The sequence below is a fragment of the Paenibacillus sp. FSL R10-2782 genome (assembly GCF_038592985.1).
GTDB classification, from domain to species: domain Bacteria; phylum Bacillota; class Bacilli; order Paenibacillales; family Paenibacillaceae; genus Paenibacillus; species Paenibacillus terrae_C.
Window position 1 is genome coordinate 1,521,556 of the sequence record NZ_CP151951.1, and the last position, 21,517, is coordinate 1,543,072.

Annotated in this window: 21 protein-coding genes and 2 pseudogenes; 20 read left to right on the forward strand and 3 right to left on the reverse strand. The window is 44.3% G+C overall.

Annotated elements, in window-relative coordinates; translation table 11 throughout:
* Positions 1-166: 166 nt before the first annotated feature.
* The 3 genes from recQ (at position 167) to NST83_RS07005 (ending at position 4,503) form a co-directional block, all read left to right on the forward strand.
* On the forward strand, positions 167-2,065 hold the full coding sequence (gene recQ, locus NST83_RS06995; protein WP_342417093.1) for a DNA helicase RecQ: 1,899 nt from the start codon (positions 167-169) through the stop codon (positions 2,063-2,065).
* A 50-nt stretch (positions 2,066-2,115) separates the two neighbouring features.
* On the forward strand, positions 2,116-3,942 hold the full coding sequence (locus NST83_RS07000; RefSeq protein ID WP_342417094.1) for a B12-binding domain-containing radical SAM protein: 1,827 nt from the start codon (positions 2,116-2,118) through the stop codon (positions 3,940-3,942).
* 99 nt (positions 3,943-4,041) lie between these two features.
* Positions 4,042-4,503 carry an NUDIX domain-containing protein gene (locus NST83_RS07005; RefSeq protein ID WP_342417095.1) on the forward strand — a complete coding sequence of 154 codons (462 nt, stop codon included), beginning with the start codon at positions 4,042-4,044 and terminating at the stop codon, positions 4,501-4,503.
* Positions 4,504-5,104: 601 nt separating this feature from the next.
* On the opposite strand, the gene NST83_RS07010 is transcribed toward NST83_RS07005, so the two are convergent.
* On the reverse strand, positions 5,105-5,383 hold the full coding sequence (locus NST83_RS07010) for a hypothetical protein (RefSeq protein ID WP_192511528.1): 279 nt from the start codon (positions 5,381-5,383) through the stop codon (positions 5,105-5,107).
* Between the two features lie 142 nt (positions 5,384-5,525).
* Between NST83_RS07010 and NST83_RS07015 the strand changes: the two genes are divergently transcribed.
* Positions 5,526-5,801 carry a hypothetical protein gene (locus NST83_RS07015; RefSeq protein ID WP_052646709.1) on the forward strand — a complete coding sequence of 92 codons (276 nt, stop codon included), beginning with the start codon at positions 5,526-5,528 and terminating at the stop codon, positions 5,799-5,801.
* Between the two features lie 54 nt (positions 5,802-5,855).
* The gene (locus NST83_RS07020) at positions 5,856-6,149 is read left to right on the forward strand and encodes a hypothetical protein (RefSeq protein WP_342417096.1); all 294 of its coding nucleotides are present in this window, start codon (positions 5,856-5,858) and stop codon (positions 6,147-6,149) included.
* A gap of 338 nt (positions 6,150-6,487) precedes the next feature.
* On the opposite strand, the gene NST83_RS07025 is transcribed toward NST83_RS07020, so the two are convergent.
* Complete coding sequence (locus NST83_RS07025; RefSeq protein ID WP_342417097.1) at positions 6,488-7,093, reverse strand: DedA family protein; 606 nt, start codon at positions 7,091-7,093, stop codon at positions 6,488-6,490.
* Positions 7,094-7,109: 16 nt separating this feature from the next.
* Positions 7,110-7,685 (reverse strand): phospholipid methyltransferase, encoded by a 576-nt coding sequence (locus NST83_RS07030; protein ID WP_342417098.1) that lies wholly within the window; start codon positions 7,683-7,685, stop codon positions 7,110-7,112.
* Positions 7,686-7,949: 264 nt separating this feature from the next.
* Between NST83_RS07030 and NST83_RS07035 the strand changes: the two genes are divergently transcribed.
* From NST83_RS07035 to NST83_RS07105, 15 genes and pseudogenes are all read left to right on the forward strand, one after another.
* On the forward strand, positions 7,950-8,783 hold the full coding sequence (locus NST83_RS07035; RefSeq protein WP_342417099.1) for a hypothetical protein: 834 nt from the start codon (positions 7,950-7,952) through the stop codon (positions 8,781-8,783).
* Between the two features lie 80 nt (positions 8,784-8,863).
* Positions 8,864-9,220: a FlxA-like family protein gene (locus NST83_RS07040; protein WP_137062135.1), complete on the forward strand. Its 357-nt coding sequence runs from the start codon at positions 8,864-8,866 to the stop codon at positions 9,218-9,220.
* Between the two features lie 270 nt (positions 9,221-9,490).
* On the forward strand, positions 9,491-10,960 hold the full coding sequence (locus NST83_RS07045) for a hypothetical protein (RefSeq protein WP_342417100.1): 1,470 nt from the start codon (positions 9,491-9,493) through the stop codon (positions 10,958-10,960).
* Between the two features lie 175 nt (positions 10,961-11,135).
* On the forward strand, positions 11,136-12,779 hold the full coding sequence (locus NST83_RS07050; RefSeq protein WP_342417101.1) for a helix-turn-helix domain-containing protein: 1,644 nt from the start codon (positions 11,136-11,138) through the stop codon (positions 12,777-12,779).
* Positions 12,780-12,874: 95 nt separating this feature from the next.
* Positions 12,875-13,855: an ABC transporter substrate-binding protein gene (locus NST83_RS07055; protein WP_342417102.1), complete on the forward strand. Its 981-nt coding sequence runs from the start codon at positions 12,875-12,877 to the stop codon at positions 13,853-13,855.
* Positions 13,856-14,881 carry an NAD(P)/FAD-dependent oxidoreductase gene (locus NST83_RS07060; protein WP_342417103.1) on the forward strand — a complete coding sequence of 342 codons (1,026 nt, stop codon included), beginning with the start codon at positions 13,856-13,858 and terminating at the stop codon, positions 14,879-14,881.
* Positions 14,882-15,100: 219 nt separating this feature from the next.
* Positions 15,101-15,273 (forward strand): annotated as a pseudogene (locus NST83_RS07065) (GNAT family N-acetyltransferase); the annotation flags it as partial.
* Positions 15,274-15,325: 52 nt separating this feature from the next.
* Complete coding sequence (locus NST83_RS07070) at positions 15,326-15,817, forward strand: 8-oxo-dGTP diphosphatase (RefSeq protein WP_342417104.1); 492 nt, start codon at positions 15,326-15,328, stop codon at positions 15,815-15,817.
* Positions 15,818-15,819: 2 nt separating this feature from the next.
* On the forward strand, positions 15,820-16,827 hold the full coding sequence (locus NST83_RS07075; protein WP_342417105.1) for a phosphotransferase: 1,008 nt from the start codon (positions 15,820-15,822) through the stop codon (positions 16,825-16,827).
* A 39-nt stretch (positions 16,828-16,866) separates the two neighbouring features.
* Positions 16,867-17,388, forward strand: coding sequence for a GNAT family N-acetyltransferase (locus NST83_RS07080; RefSeq protein ID WP_342417106.1), 522 nt, complete (start codon positions 16,867-16,869; stop codon positions 17,386-17,388).
* A 199-nt stretch (positions 17,389-17,587) separates the two neighbouring features.
* Positions 17,588-17,919 (forward strand): annotated as a pseudogene (locus tag NST83_RS07085) (hypothetical protein).
* Positions 17,920-17,948: 29 nt separating this feature from the next.
* On the forward strand, positions 17,949-18,083 hold the full coding sequence (locus NST83_RS07090; RefSeq protein WP_342417107.1) for a hypothetical protein: 135 nt from the start codon (positions 17,949-17,951) through the stop codon (positions 18,081-18,083).
* Positions 18,084-18,236: 153 nt separating this feature from the next.
* Positions 18,237-19,271 carry an NAD(P)/FAD-dependent oxidoreductase gene (locus tag NST83_RS07095; RefSeq protein ID WP_342417108.1) on the forward strand — a complete coding sequence of 345 codons (1,035 nt, stop codon included), beginning with the start codon at positions 18,237-18,239 and terminating at the stop codon, positions 19,269-19,271.
* Positions 19,272-19,618: 347 nt separating this feature from the next.
* The gene (locus NST83_RS07100) at positions 19,619-20,284 is read left to right on the forward strand and encodes an HD domain-containing protein (RefSeq protein ID WP_342417109.1); all 666 of its coding nucleotides are present in this window, start codon (positions 19,619-19,621) and stop codon (positions 20,282-20,284) included.
* 167 nt (positions 20,285-20,451) lie between these two features.
* The gene (locus NST83_RS07105; RefSeq protein WP_342417110.1) at positions 20,452-21,513 is read left to right on the forward strand and encodes an SPFH domain-containing protein; all 1,062 of its coding nucleotides are present in this window, start codon (positions 20,452-20,454) and stop codon (positions 21,511-21,513) included.
* The last annotated feature ends 4 nt before the right edge of the window (positions 21,514-21,517 follow it).

The following is a 21,517-nucleotide window of genomic DNA, read 5'->3' on the forward strand; positions in this document are numbered from 1 at the left end:
AACAGCGAACGCCATGGTAGAAAGGGTTCGATAAGAATTTCATTATACATCATGCCTATGGACTTCCAGCGGTTGAACATTACCCTGAACCCCGGTAAACTAAAGGTAACGAAAGATAAGCCGATATGCGTCGAGGGACGCCAGAAATATGAGGAGTTTTGAAACTATGAGTGTACAAGCACCAACATTGGAACGGGCGCAGGATTTACTGCAAAAATTTTATGGCTATCCCGATTTCCGGGAGGGTCAAAAGAAAATTGTCGCCAGTATGCTGGAGGGCAACGATACGTTAGGTATTATGCCAACAGGTGGAGGTAAATCCATATGCTACCAAATTCCTGCACTGCTGCATGATGGGCTGACGATTGTTGTGTCACCGCTGATCTCACTGATGAAGGATCAGGTGGATGCGCTGACCACGATGGGAATTGCGGCTGCCTATATCAATAGTACGCTGAGTGGCCGAGAAGTGAACGACCGCATACGTGCCGCACGGAATGGAGATTTGAAGCTGCTATATGTTGCACCGGAGCGGCTGGAGCTGGACTGGTTCCGCGATGAGATGGCGCAGCTACCGATTTCCTGCGTTGCGGTTGACGAGGCGCACTGTGTATCCCAGTGGGGACATGACTTTCGCACCAGCTATTTGGCGGTGGCTCCTTTTGTGGACGGGCTATACGAGCGCCCGATTGTAGCGGCATTCACGGCAACGGCGACACCGCAGGTCATGGACGACATCGTGCGGCTGCTTCGCTTGCGTGAGCCGGAGACATTCGTCACGGGACTGGGACGTCCGAATTTGGCGTTCAGCGTGCTGCGTGGGGAGGATAAGCGCAGCTTTCTGCTGAATTATGCGCGTGAGCATGACGGCGAATCGGGCATTATTTATGCGGCGACACGCAAGGACGTGGACGATCTGTACCAACGGCTGCGGGCTGCGGGAATGGCGGCTGGGCGTTATCATGCCGGGATGACCGATCAGGAACGGGCAGACAGCCAGGAGGGCTTCCTGTACGACGATATTCGTGTCATTGTAGCGACCAACGCCTTCGGCATGGGAATCGACAAATCGAACGTGCGCTACGTCATTCACTACAATATGCCTAAAAATATGGAGGCTTACGTACAAGAGGCGGGACGCGCAGGACGTGACGGCGATCCGAGTCAATGTATTTTGCTGTTCGGACCGCAGGATATTGTGACCCAGAAATTCCTGATCGAGCAAAATCCGCAGGATGAGGACCGCAAGCGCAACGACTATCGTAAGCTCCAGCAGATGGTTGATTATTGCTACACGACTCGCTGCTTGCGTACGGCGCAGCTTGAGTATTTTGGTGAGGCAGAGGAGCATGAAGCTTGCGGCACATGCAGCTCATGTACAGATGAACGGGAACTGGTAGACATGACCATTGATGCGCAAAAGATTTTTTCGTGTATTCATCGCATGCGGGAACGTTTTGGTGTTTCGATGGTAGCCTCGGTATTGAAAGGCTCGCGTAACAAAAAAGTGCTACAGTATGGCTTTGACAGCCTGCCAACCTATGGTGTAATGGGCAATCGGACGGAAAAAGAAATTTCTGAAATTATTAACGTCCTTGTATCGGAAGGCTATCTGCTGCTGTCTGAGGGACAATATCCGGTTGTCCGTTTGCAGCAGCCTGCGGCTGAAGTGCTGAAGGGCCAGCGCGAAGTCATGCAGCGTGTGGTGCGACATGCCACAGCTTTTGCAGGTGGGACAGGCTCACGTGGACGACAGGGACGCGATGCGTACCCAGCGGCAGTCAACGAAACGGTGTTCGAGCAACTGCGCCTGATTCGCCGCGATTTGGCTGCGCAGGAGCATGTACCGTCCTATATCATTTTTAACGATGCCACGCTGCGTGAGATGAGTGTAGCGAACCCGCAATCCGAGGCGGACATGCTGCGGATCAAGGGTGTTGGTGAAGTGAAGTTCCGCAAGTACGGCAAGCTGTTCCTTGATTTTTTTCAAAATCAGGGGAATGCCGGGGGAACGGTGAGTGAAGATGAGATTTATGCGGACGATGTGTACGAGGATTTTGAATAGCTATACTAAAGGATATGAGGCATCATGCAAACTATAAAAGGTTGTGACCTATGAAAGTCATTTTATCAACGTTAAACGCAAAATATATTCATACCTCGCTGGCGATCCGGTGTCTCAAAGCCTACAGTGAAAAGGACTTTGACATCGAGCTGGCGGAGTATACGATCAAGGACCCTGTGATGAACATCGTATCCGACCTGTTTCAGCGGGGAGCGGATGTCATCGGCTTTTCCTGTTACATTTGGAACATTGAAGAGACAATTAAAGTGATTGATGTATTGAAAAAAATTATGCCAGAGGTCAAAATCATTCTCGGTGGCCCGGAAGTTTCTTACGATACCGATCATTGGATGAAACGCCTGCCGAATGTGGATTTTATCGTTGTCGGTGAAGGGGAGGAAACCTTTCATCAACTGCTTCAGGAGATTGAGGGTACGCAAAAGTACCATTTTGTCTACGGATTGGCCTACCGCAAGGGAGAAGAGGTCATTCAGATGCCAGGTCGTCCAAAGGCGGACTTGAACGAGCTTCCGTCACCGTACCGCTTTGCAGAGGATATACCGGAATTAGGCAAACGGGTTGTTTATTTTGAAACCAGTCGGGGTTGCCCGTTCAGTTGCCAGTTCTGTCTGTCCAGTATAGAGGTAGGGGTGCGTTATTACGATATTGAGCGTACAAAGTCGGATATTCTGTATCTGATCGACAACGGAGCCAACCTGATCAAGTTCGTGGATCGGACCTTTAACATTAAACGCGATTATGCGCTGGAAATGTTCAAGTTTCTCATTGAAAACCATCGTGGATGTGTCTTCCAGTTTGAGATTACAGCAGATATTATGCGTCCCGAGGTGTTGGATTATTTGGCAGAAAACGCGCCGCCAGGCGTATTTCGCTTTGAAATCGGCGTCCAGTCGACGAACGATCCGACCAATGAATTGGTCAAGCGTCGCCAGAACTTTGCCAAGCTTTCCCGTACCGTTACGAAGGTCAAGCAAAGCGGCAAGATCGACCAGCATCTCGATTTAATTGCAGGCCTACCTTTGGAGGATTACAATACGTTCCGTAAAACGTTTAATGACGTTTTTGCGCTCGGCCCGGAGGAGCTTCAGCTCGGCTTCCTCAAAATGCTGCGCGGCACTGGACTGCGTATCGACGCAGATAAGTACAACTACACGTACATGGATGTTGCGCCTTATGAAATGCTGAGCAATGACGTCCTTTCCTTTGCCGATATCGTTCGGCTCAAACGCTTGGAAGATGTGCTGGAGAAATACTGGAACTCCCATCGTATGGATCATACGGTGAACTATCTGATCGAGCGCGAATTTGCGTCGGCCTTTGATTTCTTTCAGGAGTTCGGAGACTATTGGGAGGGACAAGGCTGGCAAAAAATCGGCCACCAGCTCGAAGACCTGTTTACGCGTCTCCAGTCCTTTCTTGAATCACGCGGAACGAAGCGAATGGATATGGTGCTTGGGCTGATGAAGCTCGACTATTTCCTGAACCATAAATACAAGCCGCGTAAAATCTGGTGGGAGCATGCCTTGGAGAAGGACGATTGGTCCAGCTATATGAAAATGGCTCTCCAGCACCCGGATGCGCTGTTGTCACCTGTGGTTGCAGACTCTGTGGCAGATCAGCCGCAGCCATACCGCGAGATCATTCCGACTTTCGCTTCCTTGAAGCTGGGTGAAAAGGAACTGCAAAAGCACGCTGTGCTGGATGTTCTTCCGTTCCGGTTGGATCATATGCTGAGTGGCGGCAGCCCTTTGACCGCAGAAGGCCGCACACTGCTACTCGTAATCTACCAGCAAAACGAACAGCAAAAGCCGCTGTACTACACCATGCCGATTGGCAAGGAAATTGCAGCGATTTAAAAGGAATAAGGTACAAATGACATCTAAACATCAGAAGGCATCGTTCTTGACAACACAAGAGTCGGTGTCTTCTTTTGACGAATGAAAAGAGTGATCAGATTGGGCTATATGATGGACTTAAGAAAAGTGGTAGGTACCAGACCCTTAATCATGGCAGGCGCTTGCGTGCTATTACTTCATAAAAACAAATTACTACTAGGACTTCGAACAGATAATGGTTTGTGGGGATTGCCAGGCGGGTCATTGGAACCGGGAGAATCTATGGAAGAAGTCGCGGTAAGAGAATTAGCCGAGGAAACAGGGCTGAAAGCAGGTAGCCTTACTCTATTGGATGTATTCTCCGGGCCGCAATTATACTATAAATACCCGCATGGGGACGAAGTATACAATGTCGTTACAGCCTATATTTGCACCGAATATACGGGGGAGCTAAAGGAAGATCCAAATGAAGCCAAGGAATTAAGATTTTTTGATCTCGACCATCTTCCTGATGAAATTAGTCCCCCGGATATCCCGGTAATTCAACGGTTTTTACAAATAACCCTGCTTTCAAAAAAATAACTTGGGATGAAATGCTGTCATCTGATATATGAATAGAGAATGTTAGGTGGGAAATCCTGCATTTGGGTGCCTGAATAAAAGATTTTCCATATTGGCAATATGGTTTTTCCTGTGATAAACTATAGCCAATAGGTATATACTAAAAAAGAGTAAGGATGCTACCAACACCCTCACTCTTTGACAACAGCCGCTTATAAGGGCGGTGGCTGTGTTAACAAAGGCGTTGAAGTAGACCGTTTACCTTTGCTGAGGGCGGTCTACTTCTTTTTGTTGAAGGAAATAATCAAGATCACCAACGTTGCAAACTGAATCATCAACATCAGCGTATCTTTAACCTCCACAGGCATCACCTCCTTTGCAGGAGACTAGCCGACCGCCCATCTAAGCCATTCTGTTGTTAGTTCATAGTATATCATATGGATAGTCTTGCTAAAAAGGACAAAAATGAAAACGTCTGTTTCTAGATTCTAGGTTAACTGTTCACCAACGATTGTGCAGGATGGACAGAAAAGTTTAACCTATCATTTCGTGAAATTAGAGTGTGGTTTTTGGATAAGCTATTAAGGGTAACTTTATCCTTCTGACAAGAGAAAAGAGAAAATTATTCACCAAGCAACATTTGGTTTAGGCATACGCCATCTTTTAAGCCTTGTTCATACATAATAGATTCAGCCATGCCTTGGAGTAAGGTAGTATTGGTTTCATAGTCGTAAAGTGCTTGTATGTATTCCTTTGGCAAGCAATCATGTAGAATAGAAAAGAGTTGATTACAGTTTTTTATTAAATCTTCGTATTCTGGGGATGTAGCCAACATGGAACTTGCAACATGCTCCATGCGAATAGAAATGAACTGGTTAAGGCCATCTTGTATAGCATTCATTTATCTTCCTCCGTTAAGGTGACATCAAAGTGAAATCATAATTTCATTTTAAAGTGACATCACTATGATGTCAATAGGTAGAGTTAAATGGTTGTTTCACAGTGCTATAATAATGAAATCACTATGGTGAGGAGTTTAAACGATGACAACAAATAAAAAAGCGTTCACACTACGATTAAATCCAGAAAATTTTGAGAAAATCAAAATTATAGCTGAGCATGATAAGCGGTCAATCGCAAAACAGATTGAATATTTAATTGAACAACATATTGAAGAATTTGAGAATAAAAAAGCTAAAGAGCTTGAAGAGGAAAAAGCTAAAGAGTTAGAAGATAAAAAAAATGAAGAGCTGGAAAATGAAAGACTGGTTAATGAAATAGTTGAAGATAATAATTCTGACTCCGCTAAACAAGAGTAATTCAGGACTGCTCTGCTTTGTAATAGATTAAATAATGCCTAAGGGAGTGCAGTCATGAACTCCATACTAATAAACTCGGCTCAAACCTCCTTTTATACGGATTTAAGACTGGTTTTTGAATCCATAAACAATATCCAAACGGAATATAATTGGTTACTTACCGGGTTAGAGTTGAATTGGATACCGGACGATCTTTTGGAATATGTAGAACGCAATCTGGCTTTTGAAGAAAACGGGTATGGAAATACGATGTTATGGATGACCGGGGAGCAACTGACACGCCTTGTACATAGATATGAGATTCAATTTATTTGGGGAATGCTTATGGGATTTAGAAACATTTTATAACCAGGAATCGGATATAGAGGGCGCGACAGTTTCTACATGATCGTTTTGTCGCAATGGCATCTGTCGTTTTTATCCTAAAGGATATATATAAGTTGAATTAAAAAAATGTACATGGAAAACGGAGTAGGCGGAATGGTGCTGTACAAGCGAAGCGGTCGCTTTTGTCCCCGGATTTCTACCCTTATAAAAGGCTTTATTCAAGAAATCCGGGGGCGGTGGCGATGGGAAGCACCATCCGACTGCGTAGTGGCGCATTAGGTAACTTTTAAATTCAGATTATATAGAAGAAGGTAAATTGATCGGATTTACACAATTGTATCCTTCATTATCCTCTATCTTTACTCCTCAGTTGTTTTCTTCCCCCAAACATATTTCATTATAAAAAATAGTATTGCCAGTACCATAAGAAGCATTGTGATCTGTAAGCCATAACGATGTATAAGTTCTTCTGCTGTTTGTACATGATCACCGAAGAAATGTCCGACCAAAAAGAAGATTAGCGTCCAGATCAAGCCTGTTGAGTAAGAGAACAGAGCATAACGCCTAAAGCTCATTTTATTGATTCCTACAATATAAGGGATGATGTGACGGACAATTGGTAGGAAATAACTGATGCAAATGGTGAAATTGCCATACTTATGTACCAAATTTTCCGAAAATGTAATGTACTTGTCCATTTTCTTTTTTCGTCGTAAACGATCTAGAACGGTTGTACCCAAGAATCTTCCCAATACATAACCTAAGGACAAGCCCGATATAACCCCTAGATATACGATGAAAAAGGCGAGTAGCGGTTGAAGTATTCCTATGCTGGTTACAGCCCCGCCAGTCATCACAATGACTTCATCTGGAATGGGTAGCCCCACGATCCCGAGCCATAAGGAAAAAAATAATGCCGCATAGCCGTAGTCTTCGATAATGGAAATTAAATAATCAACGTCCATATCCAACCTCCCTTGCTCAAGCTTTTTTCCGGCAAACATAGACAAACGCAGGTGGAAGGTTCATGGGCACAAACTTGATTTCCTCAATATCAAACCATTCCTCTAATTGCTGTTTCATTTGCTTGGAATATTGAAAGGCGACAAACATTCCCTGATCCTTGAGCGATAGGTGAATCTGTTCTACAATTTGATCTCGCATCGCTTGGGGGAAATTAAAAAATGGCAGCCCGCTTATAATGCAGTCAAGCTGTTCAATTTCGGCATTTTGCATAGCACGTTGAAGCTCACGGGAGTCGGAGTAACAAAGATAATTTGGAAATTTCTTTTTTAAATCTCGTTGCATTGTCTGATCCTTCTCAAAAAGCAGTACCTTGGTTTGTTCCCTTGTAGCAGATGGAATGTATTGGGTGATTGCCCCGGTACCAGCGCCAAGCTCGGCAACGCTATGAATCTCACTCCATGGAATGGATTCGATCATTTTTTTAGCTAGAAATCTGGAGCTTGGCGTTACACTACCCACATAGGCTGGCGAATGCAAAAATTTAAATAAGAACAGAAATCTCTCTTGAACCAAATGACTAATACGGATCATGAACCGTTCCCCTACTTTCGATTTTCTGAATACGTTCGTTTATTCTCTGCTAAGAGTAACAAATTATACCTTTGCTTACTCCTGTCTGGAGTAGGGTTCATATCCCCGTCCTGAGGCGGGTTTTTTCCTTGACTATAGTCCAGGGAGCAGTGGGGAAATTATTCAGTTATCATTCAGCGGATTTTCAGGTTGCATTCAGTTTCGCTACCGATGAAAGAGGGGTGGGCAACTAAAAACATGATGTACACTGAGAGGAGATCTACTTTGTCACTATCCATTAACAGGCATCTGATCACGACTTCCTATGATACCTCCAATACGGTGAAGTCCAACGAGACTGGATTAAATAACACAGGTAACACCACACACAAGAAATCGAATGATTCACTCGAATTGAGCACGGAATTTATGGAATATGCGGGTGGAATGCAAACCTCGCTTCCTACGGAAAACTACAGTTATGATTACAAATACGACCAGGATAAGCTTACGTTGAGTACAGATCAACAGAAAACGTTATTATCCGAGCTGCAAAGCTACCTGACCTCCTCAAGCGCTTTATCTGAAACATATGAACCTACTAGAAGCACCAAGAACCCGCTGGCTTCAGTTACCGAGTTATTATCCAATCTGGATATTTCGACTATAACGGATGAGGAAGTATCGGATCTATTCGATAAAGTAGCAGAAACGATCCAGAATAATCGGCCTGCACCGCCGCCCAAAGATGACTCATTCCAGTCGGAGGTTGATAGCAGCGGTCTACCTCCTATGATGCAAGCGATGGGTGGAATTATGCCTCCGTTCGCATGGAATATACAGGAGACCTCGAACCAGGAGGGCAACAGCACTACATCTGACAAGGAACTTACGGTAGATGAAAAAAGATCTCTCATGAGTGATTTGCAAAGTATCCTGAGTTCCAGTCTGGTGTCCGGGTCGACATCTTCAGAGGATGATCAAGCAACAGATCTGTTGTCTGCATTAAAAAACGCATGGGGCAATACGGACGAATCGAATGCGACAGATGAAGAAATATTGGCTTTATTTGATAAAATCGCTAAAGTTTTCGAACAATCTGTTTCATCATCTTTTTAGTCATACTTTGCAATACTATTACTTAGAGCATAGTTAGCCCACAACTGTAAACCCATACTATGATAAAGGCGGAACCTTTTATGAACATTTCATCGACTTCCAGCAGTTCTATATCTATTGCAAGCACTTCATCTTCATCCAGTACCAACGATACAGCTAGTCTGGAAAAGCAAAAAGCTCAACTTGAAGCGGAGTACAACAAGGTACAGCAAAGTAAGGATAATAAGGATACAAAAGAAACGAAAATGAAGCAGCTTCAGCAGCAAATTAAACAAATTGAAGCGCAGATTGCCCAGCAAAGTTCGCAATCCAGCAGCACGTCAACTTCAAAAGCGCAACAGCCAGCTCCACCAAGCAACACGGAATCCACTCGTGTCAACACTGCTAACAGTAGCGACATTACCGGTGTTGGGAAGTCATTGGATATTTCAATCTAATCAAACTTTCTCTTCTCATTTTACGGCAGACAACAGACAACAGAAGACAGCAGTTAGCAGGCTCTCCGCCTCACCGGGGGCCTGTTTTTTTAGCATTCAGCAAACCTTCAGTAAGCACTCATTTTATTTTCAATCTAGTATTCTAAAATGAGTTTGTAGCCGATAAGGACAAGCAATTCACTCCTTATAAGCTCCCTGACACCTTGTAGAACCATCAAGTCTATGCATACAGGCTTCACCAAACTATACTTTGTGAAAAGGAATGATTTTATGAAAAAGAAATTGAATGTAATCGCTACGGCTGTACTGCTGGCTTCCATTACTGCATCGTATGCTTATGCTAGCTCATCGACGGACGGGACGACCGCTGCATCTACTTCATCATCTGTAACCGCCACTCAAGAGGATTTTGCTACAGTAACTGCTACAGACACCAATTCGACAGGTACTAGCGCAACCGTAGAAGCCCTACCGGAAGGAACGCCTCCGGATGGAGAGCCACCCAGCGGACAACCAGGTGAAGGCTCGGACAGCTATACAGATAACGGAACAGCAAAATACACACAAAGCGGTAAAAGTGTAACCCTGTCCAAGCAAACGATTGCTGCGGATCAGGCAGATCAGTCGATTGTCAAAGTAACGGATAGTGGAAAATTAACACTTTCCAAATCCACTCTAACTAAAAAAGGTGCTACCTCATCGGACGATTACAGTAACTTTTACGGCCTGAACGCCGGGGTTTTAGCTGCCTCCGCCAGCACCATTCAGTTGTCGGATTCCACTATTAAAACGGATGCCAACGGAGCCAATGCGGTGTTTGCAACAGGAGAAGGCTCTACCATTAATGTAAAAGATGTTACCATTCAAACCAGCGCTGACTCCTCGCGTGGACTGGATGCTACCTTGAAGGGAACGGTTCATGCAACGAATGTCAAAATCCAAACGACTGGTGAGCATTCCGCAGCTATTGCGACAGACCGGGGTAACGGTACGATTAATGTGACCAAAGCAACGGGCAAAACAACAGGAAAAGGCTCCCCGGGCATCTATTCGACAGGTACGATTACTGTATCCAATTCGGATTTGAAAGCAACCGGATCGGAAGCGGCTGTCATTGAGGGTAGAAACAGCATTATGGTCAATAACACCAGCTTGTCTGGAGATGTAGATCGTGGCGTCATGCTGTATCAAAGCTTCTCGGGCGATGCCGAGGTCGGAACCAGCGTCTTTACGATGAATGGGGGTACATTGACGGCTAAGGCGGGGCCGATCTTCTATTCTACCAATACAGAAGCTGTGGTTAACCTGAAAGGGGCCAAATTAAAAGGAAATACAGGAGTGCTGCTGAACGCTGCTGCCGACAAGTGGGGAACCACAGGTTCAAACGGGGCTAACGTGACGCTGAACGCAGACAACCAAACACTGCCGGGCAGCATTACTGCGGATAAAGTCAGTTCCATTACCGCTAATCTGAAAAACAAGACAACCCTGAAAGGCGCTATGAATTCGGAAAATACAGCTAAATCAGTTGCGTTAAATCTGGATAAAACAAGCAAATGGGTCGTTACAGCCGATTCCTATCTGACCTCTTTGACAGACAGTGATACTAAGCTCTCCAACATCGTGGATAACGGACACATCATTTATTATGATGCAAGTGCGAGTGCAAATAGCTGGTTGAACGGGGAAACCATTACCCTGTCCGGCGGTGGCAAGCTGACCCCAGTCAGTGCCTCATAAGCAGCTTATTCGATAGAGTTGTTAGTTGAATCTATAAAAAAGATTGTGTTAAAATAGCTAAAGCCCATGTTGGATTCTTCCGTGCATGGGCTTATTTGTTTTAAGCAATAAGAGCATTCAGCTTAAAATCGTTGACATAACCATCTATATTTGCAGGAACAGGAGATTAACAATATTGACTCAAGTACAAGCACAACCAAATGAGAACGCATGGATTGCGAAATGGGAGTCAACTCAGCCGTTAACAGATAAATGGCTTACCGTAGGAGAAATACATTATTTTCTTAGCCATGCACTGATTATCATTACAGACGGGCAAGCGGTTTGGAACATTAATGGGCAGCATGTCCATGTTGCATTTGGGGATTTGATTGCCATCGAAAAAGGATCGTTGATTGAGGTTCTAGAGGGTGGGAATCTTGATCTGGCTGGCTGGAAAATTCAGTTTGATACGTATTCTTTCCACCAAGAACGAGAAATCATGAAATTTGAATGGCATGTACCTACCGGGAAAACCTATCAAAAGGTGCAGTTAACCCGCGGTTTTTTAGCGAGTATACGTGACCGTTTGAGTGAAGAACAAGTTTGTGATGGAATTAGTGAGATGATGGTTGAGAATCAACATCTTTTGTATGGATTATTGAAGAATTTATATCATATACAGCCAACTGAGCAGCAGACCACTGAAAATGGAATTATACGTTCTATCACCTATATGCAAGAACATTATGATGAAGTGATTACACGTGAGCAATTAGCACAGATGGCAGGCATAAGTCAGTGGCATTATTCTCGGAAATTCAGTGAATTATGTGGCCAACCTCCATTAGAGTATCTAGCGAAATACAGGATTTATCGCGCACAAGAAGAGCTGTTATTAACTTCAGCGAAATCTCAAGAGATTGCTAAAAAAGTAGGTTTTGAGGATGCTCATTATTTTAGCCGCCGCTTCAAACATTTTACAGGTGTGTCACCAGGAAATTATGTTCGAACCTTGGAGCAACGCAAAATTTTATCCATATCACCGCTTTGTGCTGACGTTTTAATTGATTTAGGCATCATACCCTATGCGGTTATGGTCACCCCCCTGCTATTACCACAGCATCAACGGCAATTATTTGAGAAACATCAAGTAGAATTGCTGGAAGTACCACAATACGATATCAATATAACTTTAATTCAACAAAAAAAGCCGGAGCTGATTGTTGGACATCTGTTAACGGAAGATACAAAGAAGAAATTGCGCACAATCGCACCCATTATCACAGGTCTTACCATCCATTTGGATGTTCTGCTTGACCAATTTGCAGCATTATTTAATAAAAATGCAGCAGCAGAAAAGCTCCAGGCTCAAATGGAAGAAGGAGTGAGAGCAGCAAGAAAACAATTAAAAAGAATAATAGACTCCTCTGCTACAGTCATGGTTCTAAGAGTGGAACCCTTTGGATATCGATATCTTGGGGGATATTCAAGCGAGGTATCTCAATTGCTGTATCAGAAGTTAGGACTATCACTCCCAGAATCGCTAAAGGCGGGAGAAGCATGGTTTAATCCATGCTCCCTTGAGCAGCTGCTTATGGCTAATCCTGACTATCTATTTGTGGAGAAGCGTGTGATGGAGAATTTCAGCGCAGAGGAAAATATGAAGAAGCTCATGGAGAGCAGTCAGTGGGAAAATGTCAGAGCGGTTAAAGATCATCGGGTGTTCTATATAGATACGAGTCTGTGGGTGGATGGTAGTGGAGTTGTTGGGTATACGATGATTATGGATCAAATCGTGAGCAGTTTAATGGATTCACCAAATAATAGAGCACAATAATCCACTTCAATACGCACGGTTAGCTATGGAAGGATATCTTCTTATTTGATAATCTTTGATAATGATAATTATTATCAACAGAAGAGAGGGCCATCATGTCAAAACGGGCAATGATACGATTGGGAACCGTACTGTTAGCTTTTACCTTCGTATTAGCAGCGTGTACCAATGCACCAAAGCAGAAGGAAGCGGCTTCTTCCATAGGGAATCCAGAGAGCAGTGGAACAAGAGTGGTGAAGGATGCTTTTGGAGATGTGACAATCCCATCTCATCCGAAAAATATGCTTGTCATGAGTTCCAAATATGCAGAGTATTTAATTGAAATGGGAATTACGCCACAAATGGTTTCATTTGTTCCCGAAATAGAACCGGCTTATCGGCTGCCATATTTTGAAAAGCATGGAGTTAAAATGATTCAAGAGCAGCAGTATCAAATGAATTATGAAAAATTGCTTCATTTATCGCCAGATTTGATTATCACACAAGGAGACGGGATGGATGCACAAGTATATGAAAAGGTATCCAGGATTGCTCCAACCATTGCTTTACAGGCAGGTAGCGGCATGTATGACGCAATGCCCAAATTAGCAGACCTCTTCGATAAGAAAACAGAATCCGAAAAGGTATTAGCTGAATTTGGGGAGAAGGCGACAAGGGCGAGAGAAAAAATTCATCAAGCTATTGGGAATAAAACGGTGCTTATTCTTCGAGTAGACCCCAAACAATACCGTTATTTAGGATCACAAGCTGGCGAGAGCAGTGAATTCTTTTATAAAACACTTGGGCTAACAATCCCTGAAATATTTAAAGACTCGAAAGACTGGTTTACACCATTTTCACTAGAGATTTTACCTGAAATCAAACCGGATTTTGTTTTCCTTGAGAAAAGAATGATACAAAATTATAACAGTGCAGATTCACTGAAAAGTTTGGAAGAAAACCCGTTATGGAAGAACATGGACGCTGTTAAAAATAACCATGTATTTCCACTAAAAACAAGTGATTTTGTTGAAGGTGAAGGTCCCATTGGATCAAGTCTGCTTATTGACTATGTCGTAGAAAAGTTGGTGCCTTAAATGAAAACAGAGCAACGGGATATTTACGATATCACCATTATTGGCGGCGGCCCTGCTGGTATGTATGCTGCTTTTTATAGTGGAATGAGAGCGATGCGTACTAAATTAATTGACGCTAAACAGGAGCTGGGCGGATTTATGCGTACATATCCTGAGAAATTAGTCTGGGATGTGGGCGGAGTAGATCCGATACGATGTGAGAGATTGATTGATGCCTTGGAGAGACAAGCGAAAACATTTGATCCCACTATTGTGTTAGGTCAGGAAATCGCACATTTGGAACGTCATGAGGATGTCTTTGTACTGACATCAAAAACGGGTGAATGTCACTACACACGTACTATATTATTATGTGCTGGAAGAGGAATGACACAAGTTCAAAAGCTGGATGTTGAAGGGGCAAATCGGTATGAATTGACGAACCTTCATTACGTGATTACAGATTTGTCCAGATTTAAAGATAAGCGTGTTCTAATTTCAGGGGGCGGAGATTCCGCGGTGGATTGGGCGAATGAAATTGTAAAGCTGGCCAAAGAAGTTATTGTGGCTCATAGACGAGATGAATTTACTGCACATGAACTTCCCGTAGCCCAAATGAGGGCATCTGCTAAGGTCATGACACCGTACATGATAGATTGCTTACATGGTGCGGGGGATTCTATTGGAAGCGTGGCTCTCAGGCATTTCAAGACCGGTGCTATCAAGCAGGTTGAAGTAGATGAAGTTGTAGTCAGTCATGGATTTGATCGTGATTTCGGTGATGTATTGAATTGGGGGCTAGACAGGGAAGATTATGGAGTCTCTGTTGATGCCCGAATGCGTACAAGCATCCCGGGAATTTTTGGGGCTGGAGACTTTATCACCTATGGCAGCAAGGTACGTTTAATTGCAGGAGCATTTAATGATGCCGTATTAGCCGTAAATAGTGCTAAGCTCTATCTGGAACCAACTGCTTCAGATATGGCTGGTGTTTCGTCTCATCATGCTGCCTTCTTTGAAAAAAATAAAGCGATCTTACAAGGTTGATAAGAGATCACAGTAATTGACGAGATTTTTCTCGAATCATTACTGTGATCTTTTTGGTGTAATAAGAAAAATGAGAAGGTGACTTTACATGGAAATATTTATACAGTAGCTTTAATAAAGGGTCATATAGATCAAAATGGCTTAGTTTGTCTATATGTAGTATACATTTCGTTGGCTTAATCATTTTTGAAATGGATTCAAGCGATTATAGATTTTAATTTTAACTGGGCGGAGGTTGATATTTTGTGGATAGATCAGAGCTACAGAGGGAAGGGCTATGGTTCACAATTGCTTGGTGAGATCGAACAAATCGCCAAGATAAAGGGTGTACCTTTATACAACTCAACACATTTACTTTTCAGGCACCCGGTTTTTATGAAAAGCAGGGGTATGTCGACTGGAAAGCTAGAAGTTATACTATAAAGAATAGGGATAAAGAAAGGTATGATCGGATTGACCACGGAAGTGACACACAAAATATATACGATGTGCATGATTCAGGACGGAACCAAGGTATTGCTCCTCAACAGACCGGATAAAAAGGGCTTTCCAGGTTACATCGCGCCAGGAGGGAAAGTAGAATTTCCAGAGAGCATTGTGAATGGGGCCATTCGTGAAGTGAAGGAAGAAACAGGATTAACCGTAACGGAAATTGTATTTAAAGGAATTGACGAATTTTGTGACCCTAGCAAAGGGTTAAGATACATGGTATTTAACTATTTGGCTACTGCGAGTGAAGGGGAGCTGCTAGAAAATCCTCCAGAAGGAGAACTGCTATGGGTGGATATGGAGGAAGCGCTCGATCTGCCGATGCAGGATTGGTTTAAGCAGAGATTCCCATTGTTTTTCGCTCCCGGTACCTTTGAGGTGAGCCAGGTGTGGATACAGGACACGAATGAAACTTTGGAAGCAACGATCAAAAACTATGGGGTGTAGAGATGACAACGACCATTTATTTTTCATCTAATCGGTTGGGGGAGGTAGCAGATGATCAATTGCAGAGGATGCTGGATCGTTTCAATCTGGGTCGCCTGCGATCTTCGGGGAAAACGGCAGAAGGCGTCATGGGACAAACCCTCTATATTTCTTCGACGGCTGGACAATTTGTGTTGAAGGGCAACCCGCTTTTTCAAGGGCAATGGGTGGAAGAGCAGTTTATAGTGGAGCAACTACATACAAGGACCCAAATTCCTGTGCCTGCACCGTATCTTGTGGATGAAACCGAGGATATTTTTGGCTGGAGCTATGCTGTTATGCCCCGTTTAGACGGTCAGCATATACATACGCCCGAGCTGCAAGCGAAACTGACACCGCCTGATCGACAACAGATGGCTGAAATGCTGGCTACTGTACTACTGGAGCTTCATAGCTGGAAGGTTGAGAACAGTGGAGAGCTGGATACAATCAGTCTGGCTATTCGTCCTTTTGATGTCTCTTATCGGGCGTGGTTATATGGACGTATCCGCTACTGGCTAGAGGATGCCCGAAAATACTCAGACATTTCCGTGCAGGACATAGCATGGGTAGAGGGCATATTGGAAGGCTCACGCCAAGCATTCGATCAACTGAATACCCACACATTTGTAATGGGAGATTTTAAACCGCAAAATTTCCTTGTTAAAAACGGCGATGGTGATTGGAGAGTCAGTGGACTTTTTGATTTTACAACAGCCTATTTTGGTGACGGGGTTGCAGACCTTCCGAAAATAACCATAATGTATTTGGAGAATGGAGAGGAAGAGCTGGCAAGACGTTTTCTTACAGCTTACGTGAAAGGGATGAAAGACAAAAAAGGATTTGTAGAGCGCTTCCGGGTGCATATGCTGCATCAGCAGATTTTAAATTGGGGCTGTGCCAAAGCGATGAAGCAGGTCACTTGGGATGACAAGCAATCTTTTACAGATTGGGCCCGTAAATTCACGGATATTGAGATATATGAACACTAGGCAGAAGAATTGCGAGTTTAATAGGAGGAAGTGATAGGCGTGCAAACAGTCAGCTTGGTAAAGCCGGAAAGTGTATGGAAGGAAGCTTATCTTTCTTTCTATGAGGAATGGAAACAGAGTCAGGAGCTTATGGTACCGTGGGTAATTTCTACAGAACCGTATGATTTTGAAGGTATGCTGACGTTTTTGAGCAATCAGGAAAATGGAATTGGTCTGTCGGAAGGCTGGGTCAAAACTTCAACGTATTGGCTTGTGACTGCAAATGAGCAGGTTGTCGGAGCGGTAAACATCAGGCATAAGCTTAACGAAAGTCTGTTGAATGCCGGAGGGCATATCGGCTACGGTATCCGTCCTTCCGCACGGGGGAATAGCTACGCTGTTACTATGCTTGCGTTGGCACTGGAAAAAGCAAAAGAGCTGGGGATTTCCAGAGCTTTGGTTGTATGTGACTCCGATAATATTCCCTCCAAAAAAACAATCCTTGGCAACGGAGGAATCCCGGATCAGGATTACGTTGATGAAGATGGAAAACGTATGAATCGATTTTGGATAAAACTGTAAGTAGATTTTCACATATACGCTTGCTCATACATGGGTCTGTATTCTCCACGGTTATTCGGAGACACCTTGCTATAACGTCCGATTCTGCCGTTGGAATTTGTTATATTGGCATTAAACGGAACCGTGTATCCCAAATAAATATTTTGCGAAGTCATGATATACAACAAGAAAGTGAGAAAGAGGTAGCGCGCAAAAGCTTATGAAATTACAGCCTGAATATGCGCAAAACATCATTGTGGGTGTCATTTTTGAAGGACAATGGAACTGGTAAGATATAGAGTAGCTGCTGATGAACTAACCTTACTGCTCAGTATGCTGGCTGATGCCATTGAGCATAAGGATGAGGTGTTAGAGTTCTGCCCTGCGCTGTATGTTGATTTTGACCGAAAAATTCTCTATTCGCTGTTTCCAGAGCCAGCATCGTTTGAGCATTATGTTCCAGCGGGATGGAATGGGGAATACCAAAACTTTTTGAACGAGGTGCCTCCGTCTGAGCGGTATTGGATTATAGATGGGAAGTCATTTTTTTGAAAAATTCATATGAAAGGGGCAGGGGAAATATGGATTCTTCCATGCATGAATTTAAAATCATCTCCAAGCACAGAATGTACGATCAATATTTGGTAAAGCTGCGGGTATGTGTCGAGGTTTTAGACGAACAGGTGTTGTGGCAGGTGAATACCTCAGGAAAATGAGAGTAACAACAGCCATGTGTACTGTATAAAATGTAGCTCCAAGCCACAAAAACCTCCGCAGCGGATATATTTTTAATTCTTAATTGATATTGATAATTATTATCACTTATAATAGGAGCAGACATATCACGCTAAGGTAGGGAGAGTTGCAGAGTGACAGAGTCCTTGGAATTATATGATGTAACGATAATCGGCGGTGGTCCTGCCGGTATGTATACTGCATTTTACAGCGGAATGAGAGATATGAAGACCAAGCTGATCGAAGCCAAGCATGAGCTGGGCGGACGGATGCGCATTTACCCGGAGAAGATGATTTGGGATGTTGGAGGTGTCACGCCGATATTATGTGAAAAGCTGATTGATCAGCTAGAGCAGCAGGCGCGGACGTTCGAGCCTACGATTGTGCTGGGACAGCAGATCACAGGTTTGGATCGACAAGAGGATGGAACCTTCCTCCTGACCTCTGCGACGGGTGAGCAGCATTGGACATGTACGGTGGTGCTGGCAGTAGGCTATGGCATTCTCAAAATGGCCAAGCTGGAGATTGAAGGAGCTGACCGCTATGAGGTTACAAACTTGCATTATACTGTACAAGAATTGGAGCCGTTCCGGGGCAAGCATGTCCTAATTTCCGGCGGAGGCGACTCGGCTGTGGATTGGGCGAATGAGCTGGAGTCTATTGCTGCGAGTGTGACGGTAGTCCATCGGCGGGAGCATTTTGGCGGACATGAGAAAAATATAGCCCGCATGAAAGCGTCTTCTGTTCATGTCCTCACACCTTATGCGGTGAGCCAGCTACATAGTAATAATGGTGAGACGATTGAACAGGTGACGATCAGTCATGTAGAGACGGGTGAAACACAGGTACTGAACGTCGATGCGATCATTGTGAATCATGGTCTGAAATCGGACTTCGGCCCGCTTCGGGATTGGGGACTGGATATGGGTGAGTGGCATGCCAGAGTGAGTGAGAAGCTGGAAACGAATCTGCCAGGGGTTTTCGCCGCAGGAGATTTTGTCGAGTACGGAAGCAAGCTGTACCTGATTGCGGGTACGTTCACGGATGCTGCCCTTGCGCTGAATAGCGCCAAGCTGTACATTGATCCCGCAGCAGATAAAGTGGCCTATGTATCTTCCCACAACAGCCGCTTCAAGGAAAAAAACCGCGAGCTTGGTGTCGTGGAGTAAGGTGCGTAAATAAGTCTGATAGGATAGATAGGATAGAGATAGGATAGGCAAAACGCAAAAGAACTTCTGAAACCACTGTTGATGTGGAATTGGAAGTTCTTTTTTGTACGGTCACTAACTCCAGCACAAAGGTTGGATGTCATACCCCATATAGAATAAAATAGAGATAGCCTGTCCTTTTCGGACACTAAAAGAAGTAGTGGCACGGGGGAATGCCAAATGGGAGGCTGGCAGCTCGCATACCGCTTTCTATGATCCGCAGTAAGCAAATGAATAGGTAAATGAACAAGCGTTAGAAATTAAAATAACTCGCCATAGAATGCAAGGGTGGGAGCAGAAGGTGACTTATGGAGAATCGAACAGGGCAACAGGAGGCAATAAGGGCAGATATTATTCAAAAGGCAGAGCCTTTTGTACAGCAGCAGTTGGAGCATGACCACAGCGGTCACGATTGGTGGCATATTGACCGGGTGAGAAAGCTGTCTCTCGTAATTGCTGCCCAAGAGGGCGCAGATTCTTTTGTTTGTGAACTGGCAGCGCTACTGCATGATGTAGCGGATGAAAAATTAAACGACTCCAAACAAGCGGGACTGGACAAAGTGGAGAAGTGGCTGTATCTGCATGTAAGCGATCCGGGCGTGATTGAGCATGTAATGACCATTATCGCTACAATGTCCTACAACGGTGGGCAAAATCCGCCTATGAATACGCTGGAAGGTCAGGTTGTGCAGGATGCAGATCGGTTGGATGCCCTTGGAGCGATTGGCATTGCGAGGACTTTTATGTATGCAGGCTCCAAAGGCAGTATGATGCATCACCCGGAAAAGGATTTTTCACAGCATGCTTATCGTGCTACGGGGAAAAGTGCTATATACCATTTTTACGAAAAGCTGTTAAAGCTCAAGGATTTAATGAATACCGCTTATGCCAAAGAGCTTGCGGCGGTCCGGCATCAATGGATGGAGATGTACCTAGAGCAGTTTTATAGGGAATGGAATGTGGATGATAAATAGGTTGTTTCAATAAGGCTGTTTCCTCTAACCGAGTGTATCGGAGGGGAAGCAGCTTTTTTTATATAAATGTCATATTGATATTATTGAAAATGTATGCTATTTTATTGTTAATAACTAATTGATAATAACAAAATAATAAAAACTATAACGAAGGCGAGGCATCTGCCATGTTCGGATTTAATTTTGTGAAATTTCAGCCCAGTGAGTATGTGATGAAGGTGAGAAACGGGAAGGTAGTTCGGGAAGGGGTGGGATTATCTTTTTATTATTACGCTCCAACAACCTCGGTCGTCGTCGTGCCTGTTTCCTCTATTGATGTGCCGTTCATATTTGAGGAAATGACCCATGATTTTCAGGCGGTGACTGTGCAGGGGCAACTGACCTATCGGATTGTGGATTACCGGAGAACGACGCAGATTTTGAATTATACGTATGATTTGAAGACCAAACGCTACATTTCGGATGACCCGGGCAAGCTGGCCCAACGGGTGATTAACATTGCCAAGGTGCTGACCAAAAAGTATCTGGAGCGTGTTCCGCTCAAAGAAGCTGTTCAATCCAGTGAACGTTTGGCCCAAAGCATGGCGAAGGATATCGCTCAACACGCGGAAATCGAAAAGCTCGGCATTGAGGTTATGGGCCTGTCGATTTTGGCGATTTTGCCGAATAAAGAAACGATGAGAGCATTGGAGGCACAGGCGAGGGAGGAAATTCTTCGCAATGCGGATCACGCCCTGTATGAGCGTCGGAACGCTTCCATTGAGCAGGAGCGGCGTGTGAAGGAGAATGAGCTGAACACCGAAATTGCAGTGGAGACGAAAAAGAAGCAAATCCGCGAAACTCAGCTCGATGCTGAACGTTCAGTCAAGCAAAAGCAAAGCGAGATGAAGGAGGAGCAACTACGTTTTGACACAGCCTTGGAGGAGAAAAAACGGGTGCTGATTGAGCTGACGGTAACGAATAAAAAGGCGGAAGCGGATGCCAAGGCCTATGAGCTGACGGCAGTCATGAAATCGTTGCAGGATGTCGAGCCGAACGTGCTTCAGGCTATGGCGAATATGGATATGAGCCCAGATAAGCTGATTGCCATTGCATTCCAGGAGCTTGCAGAAAATGCAGGGAAAATCGGTCAGTTAAACATTACACCGGATTTGTTGCAAGGTCTGATGTCGGGTACGGGAACAGGTGGATCGGAAGGAACGAGAGGATCTGGAGGAAGAGCACGATGAGTAC